This is a genomic window from Arcicella rigui (genome assembly GCF_034929435.1).
GTDB lineage: Bacteria > Bacteroidota > Bacteroidia > Cytophagales > Spirosomataceae > Arcicella > Arcicella rigui.
Map to the genome: position 1 here is coordinate 113903 of NZ_JAYFUM010000020.1, position 21206 is coordinate 135108.

13 protein-coding genes are annotated in these 21206 nt (G+C 34.8%); 12 read left to right on the plus strand and 1 reads right to left on the minus strand.

What is annotated here, in order from left to right; all coding sequences use genetic code 11:
* The first annotated feature begins 412 nt into the window (after positions 1–412).
* Complete coding sequence (mfd, locus tag VB248_RS16575) at positions 413–3772, plus strand: transcription-repair coupling factor (RefSeq protein WP_323297922.1); 3360 nt, start codon at positions 413–415, stop codon at positions 3770–3772.
* Between the two features lie 207 nt (positions 3773–3979).
* The gene (gldJ, locus tag VB248_RS16580; protein ID WP_456062053.1) at positions 3980–5212 is read left to right on the plus strand and encodes a gliding motility lipoprotein GldJ; all 1233 of its coding nucleotides are present in this window, start codon (positions 3980–3982) and stop codon (positions 5210–5212) included.
* A gap of 46 nt (positions 5213–5258) precedes the next feature.
* On the opposite strand, the gene VB248_RS16585 is transcribed toward gldJ, so the two are convergent.
* A complete protein-coding gene (locus VB248_RS16585; protein ID WP_323297924.1) occupies positions 5259–5936 on the minus strand; it encodes a ComF family protein in 678 nt (225 codons plus the stop codon).
* Positions 5937–6025: 89 nt separating this feature from the next.
* On the opposite strand from VB248_RS16585, the gene VB248_RS16590 reads away from it, so the two are divergent.
* The 10 genes from VB248_RS16590 to VB248_RS16635 all read left to right on the plus strand — a co-directional run bounded on the left by VB248_RS16590 (position 6026) and on the right by VB248_RS16635 (position 21113).
* On the plus strand, positions 6026–6370 hold the full coding sequence (locus tag VB248_RS16590) for a carboxymuconolactone decarboxylase family protein (protein ID WP_323297925.1): 345 nt from the start codon (positions 6026–6028) through the stop codon (positions 6368–6370).
* 103 nt (positions 6371–6473) lie between these two features.
* Entirely contained in the window at positions 6474–6821 is a 348-nt protein-coding gene (locus tag VB248_RS16595; protein ID WP_323297926.1) for a hypothetical protein, read from the plus strand.
* Positions 6818–7582, plus strand: a complete 765-nt coding sequence (locus VB248_RS16600; RefSeq protein ID WP_323297927.1) for an exodeoxyribonuclease III — start codon at positions 6818–6820, stop codon at positions 7580–7582. Before VB248_RS16595 ends, VB248_RS16600 begins: the two co-directional genes overlap by 4 nt.
* 141 nt (positions 7583–7723) lie before the next feature.
* Complete coding sequence (locus tag VB248_RS16605) at positions 7724–11074, plus strand: DUF4175 family protein (RefSeq protein ID WP_323297928.1); 3351 nt, start codon at positions 7724–7726, stop codon at positions 11072–11074.
* Positions 11075–11233: 159 nt separating this feature from the next.
* Complete coding sequence (gene ybeY, locus VB248_RS16610) at positions 11234–11656, plus strand: rRNA maturation RNase YbeY (RefSeq protein WP_323297929.1); 423 nt, start codon at positions 11234–11236, stop codon at positions 11654–11656.
* A gap of 421 nt (positions 11657–12077) precedes the next feature.
* A complete protein-coding gene (gene mnmG / locus VB248_RS16615) occupies positions 12078–13940 on the plus strand; it encodes a tRNA uridine-5-carboxymethylaminomethyl(34) synthesis enzyme MnmG (protein ID WP_323297930.1) in 1863 nt (620 codons plus the stop codon).
* A gap of 133 nt (positions 13941–14073) precedes the next feature.
* Positions 14074–14958, plus strand: coding sequence for a class I SAM-dependent methyltransferase (locus tag VB248_RS16620; protein WP_323297931.1), 885 nt, complete (start codon positions 14074–14076; stop codon positions 14956–14958).
* A gap of 181 nt (positions 14959–15139) precedes the next feature.
* A complete protein-coding gene (locus VB248_RS16625) occupies positions 15140–16777 on the plus strand; it encodes an Ig-like domain-containing domain (RefSeq protein ID WP_323297932.1) in 1638 nt (545 codons plus the stop codon).
* A 444-nt stretch (positions 16778–17221) separates the two neighbouring features.
* Positions 17222–19048, plus strand: coding sequence for a tetratricopeptide repeat protein (locus VB248_RS16630; RefSeq protein WP_323297933.1), 1827 nt, complete (start codon positions 17222–17224; stop codon positions 19046–19048).
* Positions 19049–19340: 292 nt separating this feature from the next.
* The gene (locus VB248_RS16635; protein ID WP_323297934.1) at positions 19341–21113 is read left to right on the plus strand and encodes an AMP-dependent synthetase/ligase; all 1773 of its coding nucleotides are present in this window, start codon (positions 19341–19343) and stop codon (positions 21111–21113) included.
* Positions 21114–21206: the final 93 nt, after the last annotated feature.

A 21206-nucleotide genomic window follows, 5' to 3' on the forward strand; every position in this document is an offset into this window, starting at 1 on the left:
TATCAATGAATTTAAGCTAACTTGTATTTAACTAAAAAAATACAAGATTATGGCAAAAGATAAAGGCTCAATCAAAGAAGTAAAAAAAGAACCGACCAAAACCTTAAAGGAAAAAAGAGCGGCAAAACAAGAGAAAAAGAGTAGCAAAAGAGATTAACTTAAATATTCCTAAACCTCAGAATTAACCTTCTGAGGTTTTTTATTGAAATCTTGTCAAATAAATAGCTTTTTGGTCAAGGTTTTGAATTAATAGAAACTTCAATTTTTAAATTCACTTTACACAAAATAATTTCCAATTAAACCAAATAGCTGTTTTTAAGGTTAATTTTGTAGTCGAATTTTTCGCCACGCATTGCTCAGATTTTTAGGAATCGGGCGGTTCGTGGCTATTGTTGTTATTGAAGATAAAATTATGCTCGTAAAAGATTTCCTTACTCTGTATCGTGAAGACGGTTTTGTACAAACTATTGCAGAACAAATTAAAGCACCCAAAGATTATCCACATATCCAAATCAAAGGCTTTGTTGGTAGTTTAGATGCCGTTGTGGTTTCTGCTTTGCATTTACTCGACGAAAAGCAATCTCATCTTTTTGTACTTTCTGACCGTGAAGAAGCGGCATATTTTATCAACGATTTACAAAATTTAGTAGGCGAGGAGCGAATTTTATCTTTTCCGATGTCCTACAAAAGAGCTTATCAATACGAAGAAATCGACAATGCCAATGTACTGATGCGAGCAGAAGTATTAAACAAGCTCAACAACAGTTCAGAAGGCTTTTTGATTGTTACTTATCCAGAAGCTCTTTCCGAAAAAGTAATTAACAAGCGTTCGCTTTCTAAAAATACTTTTACGATAAATGTTTCTGAAAAATTAGATACAGCCTTTTTGGGTGAAGTATTGGCAAGTTATGATTTCGAGAAAACAGATTTTGTTTATGAAGCTGGGCAGTATTCAATTCGTGGCGGAATTGTGGATGTGTACAGTTATGCCAACGATTTGCCTTACCGAATTGAACTTTGGGGCGATGAAGTAGAAAGTATCAGAACTTTCGACCCTGAATCGCAGCTTTCGGTAGAATCCATTTCCAGAATTAATATTATTCCAGATGTTCAAAACCGATTGATTCAGGAAACTCGTGAACCTTTCTTTCATTTTTTACCAGAAAATACTCGTTTATGGTTCAAAGATGTAGAATTGACGTTGGAAATTATCGAAAAATCATTCGAGAAAGTACAAAGTAATTTTCAAGAAATCATCGCAAAAAGTGGTGGCATCAAAGTAATTTCTGAACCGAATCAATTATTTGAAACTCGCAGAAGTTTTCTGAATCTGATTAAAGAATTTGGTACAGTTGAATTTGGCAAAAGATTTTACTTCAAGTCTGCCCAAGAAAAATTACTTTATCAAGCCAAAGTACAACCAACTTTTAATAAAGATTTTAAAAGGTTGGCCGATAATCTCCGTGAAAATCAAGGTTTTCATTACACCAATATCATTACTGCCGATTCGCCCAAACAACTTGAACGTTTAGCTACCATTTTTGATGAAATTGACACAAATGTTCGCTTCCAAGCTTTGAATATTTCGTTGAGAGAAGGATTTATCGACCTGCAATCAAAAATTGTTTGTTATACCGACCACCAGATTTTCGACCGTTTTCATCGTTTCCGTGAAAAAAGTAAGTATTCAAAGTCAAAAGCATTGACTTTGAAAGAATTACGTTCGCTTCAAGTAGGCGATTTTGTTACCCACGTTGACTATGGAATTGGGCGTTTTGCGGGTTTGGATAGAGTAATGGTTGGCGATGCCGAACAAGAAGCCATTCGTTTAATTTACAAAGACAACGATGTATTAATGGTTTCAATCCATTCACTTCACAAAATTGCGAAGTACTCAGGCAAAGAAGGCGGGCCGCCAGTGATGTCTAAATTAGGTTCGCCAGAATGGGAAAACCGAAAATCGAAAGTAAAGAAACAAGTAAAAGACATTGCCAAGGAATTAATTGCCCTTTACGCCAAGCGTAGAATGGCACCGGGTTTTGCTTTTTCTAAAGATACTTTTATGCAAGCTGAACTGGAATCGTCATTCTTGTACGAGGATACACCAGACCAAGCAAAAGCCACAGCCGATGTAAAAGTGGATATGGAAAAACCACACCCGATGGACAGATTAGTTTGTGGAGATGTAGGTTTTGGCAAAACGGAAGTAGCGATTCGTGCGGCTTTCAAAGCTGTGGCAGATTCAAAACAAGTGGCGATTTTAGTGCCAACTACCGTTTTGGCAATGCAACATTTCAGAACTTTCCGTGACCGTCTGGAGAAATTTCCTTGTAGAGTAGAGTACATCAATCGTTTCAAATCTGATAAACAAATCAAAGAAACACTCAAAAGAGTAGCTTCTGGCGAAACTGATATTTTGATTGGTACACACAGAATTGTGAACAAAGATGTTATTTTCAAGAATTTGGGTTTGATGATTATTGATGAAGAACAGAAATTTGGCGTAAAAGTAAAAGACCGTTTGAAAGAAATGCGTGTAAACATTGACGCACTTACGCTTACGGCTACGCCAATTCCAAGAACACTTCATTTTTCTTTGATGGGAGCAAGAGATTTATCAATTATCGCAACACCTCCGCCAAATCGTCAGCCAGTTACTACTGAATTACAGATTTTCAGTGAAACACTTATTCGTGATGCTGTAAGCTATGAACTTAAAAGAGGCGGACAAGTTTACTTTGTGCATAACCGAGTAGGAGAGTTGGAGTCTATTGCTAATCTGATTTTACGCATGGTGCCAGATGCCAAAGTGGGTGTAGCTCATGGACAAATGGAAGGCGATAAATTAGAAAAAGCCATGATGAATTTTATTGAAGGTCATTACGATGTACTGGTTTCTACTAATATTATCGAAGCAGGGTTGGATATTCCGAATGCCAATACGATTCTGATTAACCACGCCAATCATTTTGGTCTGTCAGATTTACACCAAATGCGTGGTAGAGTAGGGCGTTCCAACAAAAAAGCATTCTGTTATTTATTGACGCCAGCACTTTCACTATTGACAACCGAAGCCCGAAAAAGATTGAGTGCTTTAGAGGAATTCTCAGATTTGGGTGATGGTTTCAAAGTAGCGATGCGGGATTTGGATATTCGTGGAGCAGGGAATTTATTGGGTGCAGAGCAAAGCGGTTTCGTCAATGATTTGGGTTATGAGCTTTATCACAAGATTTTGGATGAAGCGGTTCAAGAATTGAAAGAAAATGAATTCAGAGCTTTATTTGAACAAGATTTAGCTGAAACGGCTGAGAAACTCAAGATTGATTGTCAGATAGAAACAGACTTACAAGTATTGATTCCAGAAAAATATGTTTCAAGTATTTCTGAAAGACTTTCGCTTTACACCCAGCTTGATGATATGAAAACGGAAGAGGAATTAATTAAATTTGAAACGATGATTATCGACCGTTTTGGGCCAATTCCTCCGCAAATGTCAGACATGATAGAAATTGTAAGAGTGCGTTGGATTGCCGAGTCGTTAGGTATGGAAAAAATATTATTGAAAAATAATAATCTAAAGTGTTATTTCGTTCCCTCTGAGAATGAAAAGTATTATAAATCAGCCATTTTTGGAAAAGTACTTGAGTACGTAAAACAAAACTCACGTAAATGTTCTTTAAAAGATGTAAAAGGAAAGCTGATGTTGTACTTTGATAAAATTACTTCGATAGAAGAATTAAAATGGATTTTAAAAGAAATGAGTAAAGTATAAAGCAATGCTTCTCTTAGTTTTTTGAGAATTTTATTCGTAATATGTACTCAATTTCAAGAAGATTGATGAATCTTCATCCATAATCTCAGCAGATTTTATAAGTTTCGTATAACTTTGCAGTCTTTTCTGTAAATTGCATTCTTACTTACAGTTGATACTCAACAATCATTTAAAATTATTATTCACGACAATCAAATTAATTAACAGATGAAGTTGTCTCTCAAATCAATGGCTTTTCTATTCGCAGTGCTTGCAATGGCAAGTTCTTGTAAATCTAAAAAGTCAACAAGTGTAAAAATCGGCAAAAAAAGTACAGCTACTGGTATTGCTTACAATAAAAAAGGCGGTTTTCAAACAGATAAATCCTTCAAAGGTCAGGCTACTGGTCCCAACTTAGTATTGGTTGAGGGCGGTCGTTTTACGATGGGAGCTTTAGAAGAAGATGTTATCAATTCAAGAGATAATTTAGAAAGAACAGTTTCTGTTCAATCGTTCTACATGGATGAAACAGAAATTGCCAACGTTCATTATCTTGAATACTTAAATGCTATTCAAAAAGATTCTTCTCAAGAATTTTATGAAACTGCTCTTCCTGATACCAACGTTTGGAAAGGTGAATTAGCTTTTAATGATAATTATGTCGAGCAATACTTACGTTACCCAGGTTTCCGTATGTACCCTGTTGTTGGTGTATCTTGGGTTCAGGCTTCTGATTACTGCGTTTGGAGAACAGCCGCTGTAAATAATGATATTGCCATGAAAAACCAAAAAGGTAAGAAAGGTAAAAAAGGCAAAAGAGTAGGAGCAGAAGCAAAAGCGATTACTTATTCGGCTGGTCAGCGTTTACAAATTGAATCAGGTAAAGTATTACCTGCCTATCGCCTTCCTACTGAAGCTGAATGGGAATATGCAGCTAAAGCTATGATTGGTACACAATACGAAGACGAAAACCAAACCAATCAAAGAATTTATCCTTGGGATGGGCCAAATATGAGAGCTTCTCGTGGAAAGAAAAAAGGTACAATGTTAGCCAACTTCAAACGTGGACGTGGTGACTACGCTGGTATCGCTGGTAAATCAAATGATGGAGCTATCATTACTACCGAAGTTTATAGTTATCCACCAAATGACTTTGGTTTATACCAAATGGCTGGTAACGTAAATGAATGGGTATTCGACTTATACCGTCCGTTATCTTACGAAGACTTCAACGATTTGAACCCTATACGTAGAAACGATTATCTTGACAATGCTAAGAATTACGATAGAAAAAACAACAACTCTTTAGTAGATAATAAATCAAGAGTTTACAAAGGTGGTTCATGGTCAGATGTGGCTTATTGGTTAGCACCGGGTACTCGTCGTTTCTTAGATCAAGATTCATCTACTTCAACGATTGGTTTTAGGTGTGCTATGATTAGAGCAGGTACTAATCGTTAATAAAATATCAAAGAAAAAGCGGTAGAAATTGATTCTACCGCTTTTTTTATGCCCTTGCCAAAGTTAGTATTGAAACGTCTTTTATCTCATAAGCTTGAAGTGCCAGCACACAAGCCTCTAATGTAGCTCCTGTGGTTAGCGTATCATCAACAACTACAATTTTACGATTGATAATTTGTTCTGGTTTTTCAACTGAAAATACATCTTCCATATTTTTGAAACGCTCTAATCTACTTTTATTTACTTGCGAACTGGTTTCGATTCCTCTTTTTAAAATATCGTTTCGCCATTCAATATTTAGGCTTTCTGCTAAACCTTTTGCAAAACAATCCGACTGATTGTAGCCTCTTTGCTGTAATCTCTTTTTGTGCAAAGGCACGGGAAGTATTAAATCAAATTCCTGGGCAAATCCGTTTTCTCTTAATTCAGCCCCGTACCACCTTCCCAACATTTCACCAACTTCTTGGTTTCCTTTGTATTTCAATTCGTGCATTAAATGCTGTACTTTTCCACCTTTCACAAACTTTAAGTAGGCTAAAGTGTGTTTTAGATTTACTTTACCTAAAAACTTTTGCTCTAACAAAATGTCTTTTTCTATATGTGCATTCGTTTTAGGTAAATCCAAACGGCAGTTCGTACAAATGAGTGCTTCATTCAATTGAAGTGGCTCTGTGCAAGCGGCACAAGTACGAGGAAATATTAAGTCAATAAATGCCCTGAACATGATTTCTACGATTGTGAAAAGGGTTAGAAACTTATTACAAGTATTTCTTTGTATTTTGCATACAATTTAACATCAAACAAACAAAAATCATGGGTTTAGTTTCAGAATTTAATGAGTACAGAAGCAAGATGAATGATAAAATCTTGTCTTCTGATAATAAAGTAATTAAGAGAATTTTTAATCTCGATACCAATACTTATGCAGAAGGAGCTTTGTCTGAAAAGACAAAAGAAATGATGGGGCTTTCTTGTTCAATGGTTTTACGTTGCGACGACTGCATTAAGTACCATTTAGGAAAGTGTTATGAATTGGGCGTAACTGATGCTGAAATGCAAGAGATTTTTTCGGTAGCCACTCTCATTGGTGGAACGATTGTCATTCCGCATTTACGCAGAGCTGTTGAGTATTGGGAAGAGCTTCAGAGTGGAGAGTAGGGAGTGTTGAATGAGGAGTTGTGAATACTGATTTTATGAGTTAAAATATAAGTCTTTACTAAAAATTATTCATTCACGATTCACTAAATCACAATTAAAAAACATGGAAATAGAAAATTTAGCCCAGCGATGGGACATTTTATTGGATAAATTAGAACAAACGATTGGGAAAAAACCTGTCGATTTGAATGCTGTACTTTTCTTGATTGGTGTACAAGAATTAGGAAAAGGACATCAGTTTTTTACCAAAGAACAAAAGCAAGATTTAATGCACATTGCTATTTGTAAGGTTTTAAGTTTTAGTGGTATTTACGAATTGGAAGGTACAGACCAAGACGGCTGGCCACACTGGAAATTGGTTCAGCCTTTGCCATTTGTCAATGTTGTTGAGCAAGAAAAGCTTTTGAAAGCCCATGTAATAGAATATTTTGAAACAGAAGTGTTTGTATGAAAATCGTAACTTATAATGTAAATGGTATCAGAGCCGCCATCAACAAGGGTTTTGTAGAATGGCTGAGTGCTTGTAATCCTGACATGATTTGTCTGCAAGAAGTAAAAGCAGAAGACCACCAAATCGAAAAAGCCATTTTTGAAGATATGGGCTATCATATCTATTGGTTTCCTGCTGAAAAGAAGGGTTACAGTGGCGTTGCTATTTTTACAAAAGTAAAACCTAAAAATATTGAATTAGGTTGCGGTATTGAGATTTACGACCGTGAAGGAAGAGTACTCCGTACTGATTTTGAAAACTTTTCGTTAATGTCGGTGTATATGCCCTCGGGGTCAAGTGGCGATGAAAGACAGGATTTTAAAATGCAATGGCTCGATGACTTTTATGGTTATATCGACGATTTGAAAAAAACTGTTCCGAACTTAATTATTTCTGGCGACTACAATATTTGTCATCAGCCGATTGATATTCATAATCCAAAATCAAATGCCAATAGTTCGGGCTTCTTACCAGAAGAAAGAGCTTGGGTTACAAAGTTTTTAGAAAATGGTTTTGTTGATACTTTCAGACATTTCAATTCAGAACCACATCAATACACTTGGTGGAGTTATAGAGCAGGAGCAAGGCAAAAGAATTTAGGTTGGCGAATTGATTACCATTGTGCTGATAAAAGTCTTACAGAACGTTTGGTGCGTTCAGCTATTTTATCAGAAGCAAAACACTCTGACCATTGTCCTGTTTTACTTGAAATTACTGACTAATATTTCCCAAACGATTCAGCGTAGTTGATTACAATGAATCGTTTGTTTATTTCTTCACTATTTTTACTCATAATAAAATTCAATAGTTGATAGATTCAAAATAATACCGTCTAATTCACTTCGAGTATAAACCTTAAAAATATGACTACTTCGCCCATCGCAACACTTCTTATGCGGATTGAAGAATACAAAAGAAAGTATTACCTCAATCGACTTATCAAAGGAATCATTTTTTCAGCGGCAGTAATCTTGTCCGCTTTTTTGGTTTTTAACGTAATGGAGTATTTCGGTCATTTCGGTACTACTTTCAGAACCATTTTGTTTTTCTCGTTCCTTTTGGCATTTTTGGTTTCAGCTACTTTATGGGTAGTTAAGCCTCTTCTGTTTTTGTACGGAAAACAAAAGCCACTTTCAAACGAACAAGCCGCCGAGCAAATCGGAAAATATTTCCCTGAGATTTCTGATAAACTTATCAACACACTTCAACTATCAAAGAGTATTGATAAAAGTCAAAATGAATTATTGTTGGCTTCAATCAAACAAAAATCTCAGCAATTAGGCATTGTAAAATTTGCCGATGCTATCAAAATCAATGAAAACAGAAAGTATCTAAAATTCGCTTTATTTCCTGCCATCGTTATCGTTGCCATTCTTTTGGTCTATCCGTCTTTCTTTTCAAAAAGTACTGAACGAATTGTAAACTTTAAAAATGAGTATCAAGAAGAAGCACCTTTTACTTTTCTTTTAGAAAACAAGACACTCCAAGCTTTCCGCAACGAAGATTTTACCGTTCGTCTTACTTTGCAAGGTAATACCATTCCCGAAGGTGTTTATGTGATTCATAAAGATAGAAAATTGAAAATGGAAAGTCTTGATAAGCGTCATTACAGTTATACTTTCTCTAAAGTGCAAGAAAACTTCGATTTCCACTTCGAAGCCGCAGGTTTCGATTCTGGCAATTATGAAGTAGAAATTATCAATAAACCCAGTTTAGCTTTTTTTGATATTCAACTCATTTACCCAGCTTATCTACATAAACCCAATGAGTCTTTAAAAAATGTGGGAAACCTTACTGTTCCAGAAGGTACTTCGGTAGAATGGTCTTTCAATGTTACTCATACAGATTCTATTTTATTGACTTTCGATGGTGATGCACAAAAGTACCTTGCCCAAAAAAGACTTTTAGGTGGCGGTTTTGATTTTGAAAAGAAAGTAAAAAACTCAGGAGCTTACAAAGTATTTCTTAAAAATCAGTTTACCTCAAACACAGAAGGTATCAATTTCTTCTTGAATGTTGTTCCTGATAAATATCCGCAGTTGAGTTTGGAGCAGTACAAAGATTCTACGCTTTACAATTTTATGGTTTTAGGTGGAAACATTTCTGATGATTACGGTATCAGTCGTTTGGCAGTTTTCTATAAAGTACTCCGTGACGGAAAAGCTTCTACTCAGAACTACGCCAGCTTTGCTTTGCCGTTTAATCCTAAACAGAGTATTCAAAGTTTTTATAAACAATGGAATTTGGATAGCCTTCATTTGAATCCTTCTGATAAAGTTGAATACTTCGTTCAAGTGTGGGACAACGATGGCGTAAATGGAGCGAAATCCACTCGCTCGCCATTGATGAATTATGCAGTTCCTGATAAAAGCTCAATCAATAAAGAAATTGAAAATGCCGTTGACAAAACGGAAGCTCAGTTAGCAAAGACTTTTGAGAAAGCTCAGAAACTTCGCAAGGAAATTGCGGCTTTGGAAAATCGTTTGAAAAACAAAAAGGAGTTGGATTTTCAAGACCAAAAAGTAGCCGAAGAATTGATTAGAAAAAAAGAAGAGTTAATCAATGAAATCAAAAGCTTACAAGAAGAGAATAAAAACTTGAACGATAAGCAACAGCGATTCAACGAGCAGAAACCAGAAAATCAACAAAAAATGGAAGCACTCCAAAAAATGATGAATGATTTGATGGACCCCGAAACGCAAAAGCTTTATGAAGAATTAAAGAAAATGCTCGACCAAAATCCTGACGACAACAAAATGCTCGACCAAATGGAGAAGCTCAAAAACAAAGAGCGTAACATGGAAAAGGAATTGGAACGCATGAAAGAGTTATTCAAGAAATTACAACTTGAACAAAAATTAGATAAAACAATCAAAGACCTTGAAAAGCAAGCAGAGCAAGAACAAAAACTTGCAGAACAAAACGAAGCTTTAGACAAGAAATCGGATAAGTCTGCTGACAAGCAAAAAGAAACAGAAGCCAATCAGAAAGAACAAGAGAAGCTTAATAAAGAATTTGAAAACATCAAGAAAGATTTACAAGAGGCAGAAAAAATGAGTAAAGAACTCAAAAATGCTGACCCACTTGATACTGGCAAAGAAGAACAACAGAATATTTCGGAAGAACAAAAGGATGCACAAGAACAAATGGAAAAAGGCGATAACAAAGGTGCGTCGCAAAAACAGAAACGTGTAGCCAAACAAATGCAAGAACTTGCTCAGAAATTAGAACAAGAAAAGCAGTCGCAAGAGATGCAAGAAAATGAGGAAAACATGGATGATTTACGTGAGATTCTTGAAAACTTAGTAAAGCTTTCTTTAAGTCAAGAAAAATTAATGAAAGACTTTAGAGGCATGAATCCATCCGACCCACGATTTATCAAGGCTTCTCAAGAACAATTGAAACTTCAAGATGACGCAAAAATCATAGAAGATAGTTTGTTTGCTTTGTCTAAAAGAGTGATGCAAATTGAAAGTTTTGTAACCAGAGAAATGGGAAATATGAAAAGCTACATGAATGAAGCAAGTAAATTAATTAAGGAAAGAAAGTTGGCAATGACTACTTCCAAGCAACAATTTGCAATGACTTCCATGAATAACTTAGCTTTATTACTTTCTGATGTATTAAAACAGATGCAGCAAAACCAACAGAATATGCAAAGTTCGGGCAAGAGTAAGTCTAAGAAAAAAGGAAATACGATAAGTATGGGCGAAAAGCAAAAGCAACTCAACGAGCAAATGCAGCAGAATATGAAAAATGGTGGAGCAAAAGGACAAGGCAATATTTCTGAACAATTGGCAAAAATGGCAAGAGAACAAGCCCAGTTAAGAAAAATGCTTCAAGAGGCTTTAGACAAAACGAAAGGCACTGATAAAGGAAAAGCATTAGGAAATGAACTAAAAGACCTAATGAAGAAAATGGAAGAAACCGAAACAGATTTGGTAAATAAGAGACTCAACCAAAATTTAATTAAACGCCAGCAAGATGTATTAACTCGTTTGTTAGAATCTGAAAAGGCAATTAAAGAACAAGAAGAGGAGCAAACCAGAAAAGCCCAAACGGCTAATCAGAACATAGAAAGAAAAGTTCCTCCGCAGTTTCAACAGTATGTGAAAGACAAACAGAAACAAACCGAGTTATTGAGAACTGTTCCGCCAAATTTGAATCCTTATTATAAACAACAAGTGGATAAGTATTTCAAGCAAATAAACTAATATATACAAAGAGGTGTTGAGTTTTCAACACCTCTTTATTTTTATAGAATTGTCTTATTCGTAGCGATTCTCCTTTAGCCTAAGTGATTGATATTCACAAGCTGAATTTTATCTCGTATCTTTGTGGAGAATTATTCCCAACTTAACAAGTGCAATACAATGATTGTTTTTTTTAACGAAGACATTGACTTCAAATTTCAGCATAAGAACCTTCTAAAAAAGTGGTTAAAAAAAGTAGCTGAGACAGAAGGATTTAAGATGAAGAACCTCAACTATATATTTTGTTCGGACGAGTATCTCCACAAAATCAATGTCGAGTATTTGGAACATGATACCTACACAGACATCATCACATTCGATAATTCAGAAGAAGAATCGGACATTGAAGGGGATATTTTTGTTAGTATAGAGAGAATAAAAGACAACTCTCAGGAACTCAAAACTGCCTTTGAAGATGAATTTAAAAGAGTATTAGTTCATGGTTTATTGCACCTTTGTGGCTACGACGACCACAGTGATGAAGACGAACTTATGATGAGAAATAAAGAAGACTTTTACATTCAACAATTCAGTTTGAATTAATTTTCAAGATTTTATAAAAATCAAAAAAGTCTCCACGTGGAACACTTGTAAAATTTTCACATTTTTATTCGTTTCATAAAAACCAATAAAGAGACTTGAAAAGCGAGGCTCACCTATGCAATATTATCATATACAAAAACTAAATTCGATATTTATGTTAATTTACATTTACTCATTAAAAATATAAAGAATGAGATAGCCATAAAGCAGGGGCTCAATCTATCAAGTAAATCATCAATTGAGTTTGTATGTAAAACATTGTACAAGCTAAAATACTAAATATTATAAATTTAGGATGATTGAATTAAAGACTTAATTTATCTACACATATCATCAAACACATTCACAGAGGAAAAATAGAATTATTTAATACAATAGATTACGTTTAATATTCATAGTAGAATTAACTACCATAGAAACAATGTATAGCAATTATGATGTAATAGTAGTAGGAGCTGGTCATGCGGGATGTGAAGCCGCACATGCTGCTGCAACAATGGGTTCAAAAGTACTTCTGATAACGATGAATATGAATACCATCGCTCAGATGTCTTGTAATCCTGCAATGGGCGGAGTAGCCAAAGGACAAATTGTTCGTGAGGTGGATGCTTTAGGAGGAATGTCTGGAATTATTTCTGATAAAACCATGATTCAATTTAGAATGTTGAACCGTTCTAAAGGCCCAGCAATGTGGTCGCCAAGATGCCAATCTGATAGAATGAGATTTGCAGAAGAATGGCGTTTGGCTTTGGAAAGAAATACAAATGTTGATTTTTGGCAAGAAATGGTTTCAGGACTACTGATTGAAGATAATAAAGTAGTAGGAGTGAAAACTCAATTAGGAATAGAGTTCAAAGCAAAATCAGTAGTTTTAACAAACGGAACATTTTTGAATGGACTTATTCACATTGGTGAAAAGAATTTTGGCGGTGGAAGAACAGCCGAAGGAAAAGCAACGGGTATTACTGAACAATTAGTGTCTTTAGGTTTTGAAGCAGGAAGAATGAAAACAGGAACTCCACCAAGAGTCGATGGAAGAAGTTTGGATTATACCAAAATGGAAGAACAACAAGGTGATGAAAACCCAAGTAAGTTTTCGTACTTAGATACTCCTTCATTAACCGAGCAAAGAAGTTGCTGGATTACTTATACAAATCATGAAGTACACGATATTCTAAAAACTGGTTTTGAAAAATCTCCCATGTTTGCTGGAAGAATCAAAGGTTTAGGCCCAAGATACTGTCCTTCGGTAGAAGATAAAATCAATCGTTTTGCGGATAAAGACCGTCACCAAATATTTGTAGAGCCAGAAGGATGGAATACAGTTGAAGTGTATGTGAATGGTTTTTCTACGTCTTTACCAGAAGATGTACAGTATGCAGCTTTGAAAAAAATACCCGGTTTTGAAAATGTAAGAATGTTCCGTCCGGGTTATGCTATCGAGTATGATTTCTTTCCACCAACACAATTAAAGCAAACTTTAGAAACGAAGTTGATTGAAAACCTTTTCTTTGCAGGACAAATCAACGGAACTACTGGATATGAAGAAGCCGCTTGCCAAGGTTTAATGGCTGGAATCAATGCACATCAAAAAGCTAAAGATTTGGCTGAATTTACTTTGTCTCGTTCAGAAGCATATATTGGCGTATTGATTGATGATTTGATTAATAAAGGTACAGAAGAACCTTATCGAATGTTTACTTCAAGAGCAGAGTACAGAACTTTGCTTCGTCAGGATAATGCTGATATTCGTTTGACAGAAAAAGGTTATTCTATCGGTTTAGCTTCGGAAGAAAGACTTCAAAAAGTAAATCATAAAAAAGAGCAAACGCTGGAATTGTTGAAAGGTTTAAAAGGCTTGAAAGTAAAACCAGAAGAAGTAAATCCTGTATTAGAAAATATCGGTACTGCTCCGCTGAGAGAGGGAACGCCAATTATTAATTTACTGAAACGTCCAGATATTGATATTTCTAAATTGAAAACATTGACGCAAGAAGTAGCTTCTTATCTTTCAAATTTCACAGATGAAATTTTAGAACAAGCTGAAATCAATGTTAAATATGAAAGTTATATCGAAAAAGAGCAGGTGATGGTTAATAAACTATTGAAATTTGAAAACCTCAAGATTCCTGCAAGTTTTGATTATGCCAACTTAAAAGCTATCTCAAATGAAGGTCGTCAGAAACTATCAAAGATAAGACCAGCCACTATTGGTCAAGCTTCACGCATTAGCGGTGTTTCTCCTTCTGATGTTTCAGTTTTAATGCTTTATATGGATAGATAAACATTGAGGCATTTTTCAACATTTTGAGCTAATAAAACATTAGAATAAATCATTCAATAAGACTTGTAAGTAAAGGATGATGCACTCCTAAACCTTGCAAGTCTTTTTTGTATCTTTGCGAAAATTGATAACAATGGAAAAAATAAGTAATTGCCCCGTTTGCCAACATCATTCTCTCAGTCATTATCTCAATGTCAAGGATTATACCGTAAGCCAAGAGACTTTTGAAATTGTTAATTGTAAACAATGTAATTTCAAATTCACTAACCCACGACCAGCCTTAAATGTCATTGGCGATTACTACAAAGCTGATTCATACATTTCGCATACCAATACTTCTAAAGGACTTATTGCTAAACTTTATCATTCAGTACGAAAATATACTTTGAAAGGTAAATTAGAATTAGTGAATAGACTTTCGCCAAAAAAAGGAAAACTCTTGGATGTAGGTTGTGGAACTGGTATGTTCTTGAATGTTTGTCGAGAAAATGGTTGGAACGTTGCTGGAATCGAACCAGACTCAGGAGCGAGGGCAATTGCTGAAAGTATTAACCAAACAAAGATTCAAGAAGAAGTACTCTCTTCGTTCACTAATGAACAGTTTGATGTCATCAGTATGTGGCACGTATTAGAACACGTTCACTTATTAAATGAAACGGTAGAATGGCTCTTTAATCGCTTGAAAGACGACGGTTCTTTAATTATCGCCGTTCCTAATTATGAATCAGAAGATGCAAAGATTTATGGCGAGCATTGGGCGGCTTATGATGTGCCAAGACATTTATATCACTTCTCGCAAAGTACTATCAAATTACTTTTCGAGAAAAAAGGATTTCAATTAGTAGAAACGCTTCCGATGAAATTTGATTCTTTCTATGTGTCTATGCTAAGTACAAAATATCAAGCTGGAAAAATCAATTATCTGAAAGCACTTCTCGACGGTTTGAAATCTAATTTAAAAGCAAGCAGTAATCAACAGAACTATTCAAGTTTGATTTACATATTTAAGAAGAATTAACATTATTTCGACACTTTTCCACAACCCTCAGAGTTTCATAAACACTGAGGGTTTCTTTTTGCCAAATGTTCCACATTTCAAAAAACCATTTTTTTTGAGCAATTTTGGCATAAGTAAATATTCGTTTTAACGTTTCACGGAAGAGGCGTTCATTTTTCCACAAAGTTTTCAACATATTCACATGAAAGTAAAAAACATAGTCTTGATAAGTTTTGTAAGTTTTATTCTCCTTGAAATCCTTTTTAGTTGTGCTCAAATAGTAGCTCCCACAGGAGGTAAAAAAGATACACTATCACCTGTAATCACAAAGACTTTTCCAGTAAACCAAACCACAAATTTCAGAGGAAGACAAGTAGAATTGGAATTCAATGAATATGTAAGCATTGATAATATTCAACAGCAATTATTGATTACCCCAAATATTGAAGGTACTTATGAAACTAAAATTAATCCGAAAGGACTAAGACTTACTTTTGATAAACCTTTCAAACCAAACACTACTTATAGTTTGAATTTTAGAAATGCCATCAAAGACGTAACAGAAAGAAATATCGCCAAAAATATTCGATTGGTTTTTAGTACAGGCAATATCATAGATTCACTTTCGGTAAGTGGAAAAGTGATGAATCCACTCATCAATAAGCCAGTGTTAGACATTAATGTAGGAATGTATTTTTATTCTGACACGCTAAATCCTAAAAAGGAAAAGCCTTATTACTTCACCAAAACTGATACTTCTGGAGTTTTTAAAATTGAAAACGTAGCTCTTGGAAAGTATAGAATTTTTGCCGTGACTGACCTCAACAATAATTTATTGTACGAAGAAGCCAAAGAGCTAATCGGTTTTGTAAAAGATACCATCGACCTAAAAAGTAATTTGCAAAACCTAAATATAGATATTGCCAAAATGGACAAAACACCCAACAAGGTTTTAAAAACCAGAAGTAGCATCAACTATTATAATATAGAGTATAACCGAGGATTCAAAAAAGTGAAAATTGCTTTTCAACAGAAAAAAGATAGCTTGGTTTATCAACAATTAGATAACAGAAACCTCCGAATTTTCAATACTATCAACAATTCAAGCGATACGATTAAAGTAAAAATATCGGTTACTGACTCATTAGACAGGGTTTTTACACATGACCAAAAAATTAAGTTTAAAGTAAAAGGCAAAAAAGACGAAAGTGTGAAAGAGGAATTTTCGATGAAAGCCATTCCTGCTAATAACGAAGACATAGATTTAAAAGAAATTGGCTACACTTTCAATTTTACAAAACCAATTGCTCATGTCAATCTCGACCTCATCGATATTCAAAACGACTCTATTAATAAGGTAGCGATTTCTGAAAAAGACTTCCGCTGGAACGATGACAAAACCAGTTTGACTTTCAAAATCAACGGGCCGAAACCCAAAGAATTTGTAAGAGTAAGATTGAAAAAAGGAACTTTCATTTCTGTTGAAAACGACTCAACAGGAAAGTACGAAGTTATGCACCCCATCCGTGACCCAGAAAATTATGGCATCATCGAAGGCGATGTGAAAAACCCCAACAAGAAAAATTTTATCGTTCAGCTCCTAAACGAACGAAATGAAGTAGTTCAAGAAAAAGTGGACAACGTATTGCATTACGAATTTAGCTTTCTTAAAGCGGGTATTTATTTTATCAGATTAGTTGTTGACGAAAATCGAAATGCTAAGTGGGATGAAGGCGATGTGGAAAAGAATATTACTCCCGAAAAAATAATCTATCACCCAGTGCGGATAAAACTGAAACAGAACTTCGTTTTGTCGGGAAATGATTTCACTATCGACTAAATCGTTGAAAAATCATCATTTTCAGAAAAGACTGTGGATAAGTCGAAAAATAGGGCAAATAGCCGTGAAAAAAAGTGGAAAACTATGTGTTTTTGGGGTATCGAAATTGTGGAAAAAAGAAAGGGCATTGTGGAAATAAAAAATGGCTCTTTTGAAAAGTGGAAAACTTCCGATTTAAACACAGTTTTTACGACAAGTTAAACACACAAAAAGTCAGTGTGGAAAGTGTTGAGAAAAATAGATTATTTATGCACACAATTGTTGATTAAAAATAAAAGTCTATAAATCAAGTTTTTAATCGTTGATAAGTATCTTTAGAATGTGGAAAACAAATGAGATATAAACAGGCTTTTGTGAAAACAATGTTTCACAGTATTAATCCACATATCCACAGTATAATAGAAGTAATAGTTTTCTTTTTTAAAAATTTAAATAAAAATTATTATGTATAAGTATAAGATGATGTTGAAAACTTTTTTGAAGGCACTTTGCCTGCTTGTTTTGCTTTCATCAAAAATGTTTGCTCAGGATGTAGCGTTGGGTGTCGAATACTTCAAAGCGGGTGAGTATGAAAAAGCCAAAAGCATTTTTCAAAAATTGGCGAAGAGTAAAGAAAGCAAAGACGAGGTTTACAATTATTATCTTGAAACTTTGTTGAAACTGAAAGAATGGAACGAAGCCGAAAAGTATATCAAAAAGCAAATCAAGAATGCAGATAAAGAAAACCCTCAATTTTTAGTTGACTTAGCGAGGCTTTATGAAAATCTTGAACGCAAAGAAGAAGCTCAAAAAAACTATCTTTTGGCAATTGAGAAAGTACGTGAAAATGAAGATGCCGTAAGAAATTTAGCCAACAATTTTGCAGGCAGAGGACAGTTCGATTTAGCTATACAAACGATTGAGGTATCGAGGCTCTTCTTTAAGTCGGATGATAAATATGCCATAGAATTGGCTAATTTCTATCGTGCTCAATCAAATATCCCACAAATGATAGAAGAGTACCTCAAGTTTGGTTTAGTCACTCAGAATCAAGAAATGATACAAGTTATCCTACAAGATGAGTTGAAGAACGAAAAAGAAACCGCCGAATTAGAGAAAATACTTTATGCCAAAGTACAGAAGTTTCCGAATACCACTTATTACAACGAAATCTTGATTTGGCATTTGATTCAGAAAAAGGATTTTTATAAAGCTTTTGTTCAGCTTAGAGCCTTGGATAGAAGATACAGAAGAGATGGTGTTCAGATGACAGATTTTGGCTTTTTGGTGCATCAAAATAAAGATTATGTAAACGCTGGAAAAGTATTTGAATACTTGGTAAAAGAATACCCGAAACACCAGAATTATCCGTTGTGGAGAAGAATGTTGATAAATGCCAAAGAGGAAGTTATCAAAACTACTTATCCCATCAATCAGTCGGATATTCGTTTGCTGATAGGCGAATACACCAAAATGCTGGAAGAATTAGGCACAAATCAAAGAACCCTCGAAGCACTGAAAAGTAAAGGGCTTTTGTATGCTTTTTACTTGAACGAAAAAGATACAGCAATAGCCGTTTTGGAAAATGCCATCAAAATAGGAGCTGCCGACCAAATCTTTGTGGATAAGTGTAAATTAGATTTAGGAGATATTTACTTGTTGAAATCTGAGCCTTGGGAAGCCACCCTTTTGTATTCACAAGTGGAAAAGTCAGAGAAAGATAGTCCTTTGGGTTATGAAGCAAAATTGAGAAATGCGAAGTTGGCATATTTCAGAGGAGATTTTGAATTGGCAAAAGAAGTACTTGATATTCTGAAACAAGCCACAAGCCGTGAAATTGCCAATGATGCGATGGAACTTAGCTTGATGATTCAGGAAAACACAGGGGAAGATTCCACAGAATCAGCCTTAAAAGATTATTCACAAGTAGAATTATTACTTTTTCAACACAGAAATAAAGAAGCTGTGGATAAGTTGAATATCATGGAAAAGGCTTATCGTGGCAATCCGATTATGGATGATTTACTTTTTCTTAGAGCAGGTGTTTATCTAAAACAGGGAGATGTGGATAAAGGAGTAAAGGATTTAGAAAACATTATGCAGAATTATCCACACGATATAAAAGGGGACGATGCTCTCTATCTTTTGGCTAAAACTTATCAAGAAGTACTGAATCAATCCACAAAAGCTATGAATTTATACCAAGAATTGTTGGTAAAATACCCCGGAAGTATCTTTGGAGCTGATGCAAGAAAGCGATTTAGAACTTTAAGAGGTGATTCTATCAACTAATTGTTAATAACCGATAAAATACCAATCCTGTACTTATCCACATACAGGATTTTTTTGTGGATAACTTTTCCTCATTTATGGGGATTATTGCTTATTTGAGCCATTTGAATACATTTGGCTGTTGAAAATGTTAATTTAGAATGTGGAAAAGTTTTATAATTTATGAATAAAATTATGCTTGCATACTATTTTGATTTCGTTAATCTTACTATCTTTGTTTGAAAGGTATTGTAAAATATAAATTTTAAATTGTATTTTATACTGACGAGCAATCTAACAAACTTTAATCGTTATGAAAAGTAATCCAAACATTACCAGAGTATTTGATTTACTACCCAACTGTGTTTTAAAAGTTAATAAAGAAGACACATTTGCCAATAAAGTAAATGGTGCATGGAGAAAATACAGTGCAACAGAAGTAATAGAGACTGTCAACAAAGTGAGTGTTGGATTGTTGAAATTGGGTATTAAAAAAGATGATAAAATCGCTTTAATTTCTAATAACCGTCCGGAATGGAATTTTGTAGAATTGGGTGTTCAACAAATAGGAGCGGTGTTAGTGCCGATGTACCCAACCATCACGATTGAAGATTACCGTTATATTTTCACTGATGCAGAAGTAAAATTGATTTTTGTTTCTGACAGAGCATTATTGGATAAAGTATTAGAAGCAACTTCGGTACTTGAAGGAATTGAAGGCATTTATACTTTTGATAATTTTAAAGGAGCTAAACACTGGACTGAAATTACAAAATTGGCAGAAGGTGAAGACTTCGCTCAGATTGAACCTTTCAAGGCTGCTGTTCAACCAGACGATTTATTAACATTAATTTATACTTCTGGCACAACAGGAAAACCCAAAGGTGTAATGCTGACGCACGATAACATCATTTCAAATATTGATGGTTTAGTGATTGGCAAACATTTGGAATTGAATGAAAATGATAAAGCTCTTAGTTTCCTTCCGCTTTGTCATATTTACGAACGCACCGATGTGTATGTTTATATGTATTATGGCGTTTCGGTATATTATGCCGAAAGTATGGATACCATTGCTGATAATATCAAAGATGTAAAACCACAAGTATTCGCTACCGTTCCTCGATTGTTAGAAAAAGTGTATGATAAAATCGTAGCCAAAGGCTATGAACTAACGGGGATTAAAAAACAACTTTTCTTCTGGGCCTTAAATTTAGGTTTGCAATACGACCCGATGAAAAATATGGGTTGGTGGTACGATACACAACTAAAAATCGCTCGAAAACTAATTTTCAGTAAATGGAAAGAAGCTTTAGGCGGAAATATCAAAATTATTGCTTCGGGTTCTGCGGCTTTGCAAGCTCGTTTGTCAAGAGTATTCTGGGCGGCTGAAATTCCTATTGCTGAAGGTTACGGACTTACTGAAACTTCGCCAGTGGTTTCTTCAAGTATTTTAGCTGATTTCAGAGTAGGTTGCGTAGGCACAGTTTTGCCAAATATTCAAGTAAAAATTGCAGAAGATGGCGAAATATGTGTAAAAGGGCCATCAGTAATGAAAGGTTATTATAAAAAACCAGAAGCAACTGCCGAGGCGATTGATGCAGATGGCTGGTTTCATACAGGCGATATTGGTGAATTTTCGGAAGGACGTTTCTTGAAAATCACTGACCGTAAAAAAGAAATCTTCAAAACTTCTGGTGGAAAATATGTTGCTCCACAAGTAATAGAAAACAAACTGAAAGAATCTGTTTTGATAGAACAGGCAATTGTAGTAGGAGAAGGGCAAAAATTCCCGTCGGCTTTGGTTGTACCAGAATTCAATGCTTTGAAAGAATGGTGTACTCGTCACGGAATTGATTGTGCAGATTCAATGCAAATGATAAAAAATGAAAAAGTAAGAGAGAAATTGGACGATGAGGTAAAATCATTAATGAAAAATATCGCCCAATACGAACAAGTGAAAAAGATTGAATTATTACCCAAATTATTCACCATTGATTCAGGCGAATTAACGCCAACGCTCAAACTAAAAAGAAAAATTATTCACAATAACTACAAGGATTTGATAGAGGGAATGTATAATTAATCTTAAGCTGTTATCTGAAAACTGTTAATAGTTATCAGTATTTCCTATAAATAAAAATGCCATTCGGATTTTAGTCGAATGGCATTTTTATTT

Coding starts and splice junctions, on each gene's coding strand:
- mfd (WP_323297922.1), top strand. CDS start 413: ATGCTCGTAAAAGATTTCCTTACTCTGTATCGTGAAGACGGTTTTGTA.
- gldJ (WP_456062053.1), top strand. CDS start 3,980: ATGAAGTTGTCTCTCAAATCAATGGCTTTTCTATTCGCAGTGCTTGCA.
- VB248_RS16585 (WP_323297924.1), bottom strand. CDS start 5,936: ATGTTCAGGGCATTTATTGACTTAATATTTCCTCGTACTTGTGCCGCT.
- VB248_RS16590 (WP_323297925.1), top strand. CDS start 6,026: ATGGGTTTAGTTTCAGAATTTAATGAGTACAGAAGCAAGATGAATGAT.
- VB248_RS16595 (WP_323297926.1), top strand. CDS start 6,474: ATGGAAATAGAAAATTTAGCCCAGCGATGGGACATTTTATTGGATAAA.
- VB248_RS16600 (WP_323297927.1), top strand. CDS start 6,818: ATGAAAATCGTAACTTATAATGTAAATGGTATCAGAGCCGCCATCAAC.
- VB248_RS16605 (WP_323297928.1), top strand. CDS start 7,724: ATGACTACTTCGCCCATCGCAACACTTCTTATGCGGATTGAAGAATAC.
- ybeY (WP_323297929.1), top strand. CDS start 11,234: ATGATTGTTTTTTTTAACGAAGACATTGACTTCAAATTTCAGCATAAG.
- mnmG (WP_323297930.1), top strand. CDS start 12,078: ATGTATAGCAATTATGATGTAATAGTAGTAGGAGCTGGTCATGCGGGA.
- VB248_RS16620 (WP_323297931.1), top strand. CDS start 14,074: ATGGAAAAAATAAGTAATTGCCCCGTTTGCCAACATCATTCTCTCAGT.
- VB248_RS16625 (WP_323297932.1), top strand. CDS start 15,140: ATGAAAGTAAAAAACATAGTCTTGATAAGTTTTGTAAGTTTTATTCTC.
- VB248_RS16630 (WP_323297933.1), top strand. CDS start 17,222: ATGTATAAGTATAAGATGATGTTGAAAACTTTTTTGAAGGCACTTTGC.
- VB248_RS16635 (WP_323297934.1), top strand. CDS start 19,341: ATGAAAAGTAATCCAAACATTACCAGAGTATTTGATTTACTACCCAAC.